Here is a 2,364-nt window from a genome sequence, read left to right on the forward strand (position 1 = left end):
TCTTTGCTTACTTTCTTTGGCAAGACAAAGAAAGTGAGTCAGCCCCGGCAGGGGACGAAACAGCAGCAGACCACCAACAACAAACCAAAACCAAAGACCAAAAATTTCAAGGCACCTTATGCGTATCCCCCGCCCGCTGCGGCGGCAATTTGATCGCCATCGCCTTGAAATCCGTACTGGTCACCAGTGTCCCATGCACCACCCCATGCGGAATCACGATCAGATCCCCCGCATGCACCTCCCGCGACCCGCTGTCGAGCCAGAACGTCGCCGTGCCGGACATCACGTACTGGATCTCATCGGAATAGGTATGCGTGTGCTTGGCCACGGTCCCGACCTGGATGCCCACCGTACCGCTGGCGGTGCTCACCAGCCCCTTGGTGCGCAGCGTCCCCATGTCGGCGATGACCGGGCCGATCTCGTCCGCAGTCATGCCACCCATGTTGATGATCTGCGGCGTGAGCGGTGGCGGCACGGCCGGGGTCGCAGCCGGTGCCGACGCTTGCGCAAACGCACCGGCGCAACCGGCCAATGCAGCGGCGGCGCAGACTACCCGGAATGCCCGGATGACAGCAACAGGACGATGGCGATGCATGAGGCCTCCTCAGGGTGCGGCGGTTCGTGGCGAACCCGGCCGATTGTCGCACCGCCCAGCGCACGCCGAGACCTAGGACGATTCCGGAGCCAACGCCATCCGCCTGCAAGAATGCTCGCCTATAGTGGAGCGCGCCAATCGCCACACCACCAGGAGATCAGCATGTCGCACAAGGGAAGCTGCCACTGCGGGCGCATCGCCTTCGAGGTCCAGGGCCATCCGGAGAGCGCCATGGCGTGCAACTGCTCCATCTGCCAGCGCAAGGGCTCGCTGCTGTGGTTCGTGCCGCGCGAGCGGGTGCACCTGCTCACGCCGGAGGACAGCGCCAGCACCTACACCTTCAACAAGCACGTGATCCGCCACCGCTTCTGCCCGGTCTGCGGCATCCACCCCTATGGCGAAGGCGCGATGCCCGACGGCGCACCCATCGTCGCCGTCAACATCCGCTGCCTGGAAGATATCGACCTGGCCAGCGTGCCCGTCACACATTACGACGGGCGCTCACGCTAGCCGTCCGCCTCAGCCCGCGCGCAGCTTGAACAGCCCCACCGTGCGCGCCAGGCCCTGCGCCTGCTCGTTGAGCATCGCCGACGCGGCGGTCGATTGCTCCACCAGCGCCGCGTTCTGCTGCGTGGCCTGATCCATCTCGGCGACGCTGCGGTCGATCTGGCTGATGCCGACGCTCTGCTCATTCATGGCGCCATCGATCTCGCCGATGATGCGGGCCACGCGCTCGATGCCGGCCACGATCTCCTGCATCGTCGCGCCGGCGGCCTGCACGCGCTGCGCGCCGGTCTTGACGCTGGCTTCCGAGGCCTGGATCAGGTCCTTGATCTCACGCGCGGCGGTGGCGCTGCGCTGCGCCAGCGTGCGCACCTCGCCGGCATTGGTTGCGCGCACGCATTCCAGACTGGGCAACTTCGTGCGCAGGAAATCGAGGACTTGGGGCAGGAGGCGCGCGGCCCGGCCCCCGGCCGCCTCATGATTCGCCAGCAGGAGTGCTTTCAAGAGTGCTCGAACCGATACTTAACTAATCTTGACTCGAAAGTAATTGTCCTTTTTCTTCTTGCCCACGCGCAGCACAAACTCGCGCGGAACATCGTAGTCGATCTCAAAGCGCGGGTCGGTGATGCGCTTGCCGTCAATCTCCACCGCACCCTGCTTGATCAGCCGCTCCGCCTCCGCACGCGAGGGAACCTCCGCCCACTGCACCAGCGCGCGCGCCAGCTTTTCCTTCCCACCTGGAACCTTGGCTTGGCGTACCTCTCGCATCTCTGCCGGCACCTCGCCCTTCTGGACCACTTGCGCAAACTCCCGCTCGGCGCGGGCGGCGGCCTCGGCGGAATGGAAGTCGGTGACGATGCGGCGGGCCAGCTCTGCCTTCACCTTCATCGGGTGCGCCTTGCCGCTCTCGACCTCGCGCCGTCGTTGTGTCAGCTCAGCAGGGGTGAGGTCGGTGAGCAGCTCGTAGTAACTCCACATCAACTCATCGGAGACCGACATCAGCTTGCCGTACATCTCCGCCGGGGACTCGGTGATGCCGACGTAGTTGTTGAAGGACTTGCTCATCTTCTGCACGCCGTTCAGTCCCACCAGGATCGGCAGCAGGAACGCCACCTGCGAGGTGTGGCCGTAGGCGCGCTGAATCTCGCGCCCCGCCAGCAGGTTGAACTTCTGCTCGGTGGCGCCCAGCTCGACGTCCGCCTCCAGCGCCACCGAGTCGTAGGCTTGCAGCAGGGGGGAGAGCAGCTCGTGCAGCGCGATGGGTT

The 2,364-nt window shown here is 65.0% G+C and carries 3 protein-coding genes and 1 pseudogene; 1 reads left to right on the forward strand and 3 read right to left on the reverse strand.

All coding sequences use genetic code 11. The features are described 5' to 3' along the window. Positions 1-106: 106 nt before the first annotated feature. The gene (locus QZ609_RS26470) at positions 107-595 is read right to left on the reverse strand and encodes a cupin domain-containing protein (protein WP_295501490.1); all 489 of its coding nucleotides are present in this window, start codon (positions 593-595) and stop codon (positions 107-109) included. Positions 596-757: 162 nt separating this feature from the next. On the opposite strand from QZ609_RS26470, the gene QZ609_RS26475 reads away from it, so the two are divergent. Continuing rightward, entirely contained in the window at positions 758-1,105 is a 348-nt protein-coding gene (locus QZ609_RS26475) for a GFA family protein (RefSeq protein ID WP_295501493.1), read from the forward strand. A gap of 9 nt (positions 1,106-1,114) precedes the next feature. Here the strand turns inward: QZ609_RS26475 and QZ609_RS26480 are convergent. Both QZ609_RS26480 and tyrS read right to left on the reverse strand, forming a co-directional pair. Beyond that, positions 1,115-1,480 (reverse strand): annotated as a pseudogene (locus tag QZ609_RS26480) (methyl-accepting chemotaxis protein); the annotation flags it as partial. A gap of 141 nt (positions 1,481-1,621) precedes the next feature. Further along, positions 1,622-2,364 (reverse strand): tyrosine--tRNA ligase (tyrS, locus tag QZ609_RS26485; protein ID WP_295501495.1); only part of this gene is annotated, 743 nt, incomplete at its 5' end.

The sequence above is a fragment of the uncultured Ralstonia sp. genome, assembly GCA_913056305.1.
In the GTDB taxonomy this organism is placed as follows: domain Bacteria; phylum Pseudomonadota; class Gammaproteobacteria; order Burkholderiales; family Burkholderiaceae; genus Ralstonia.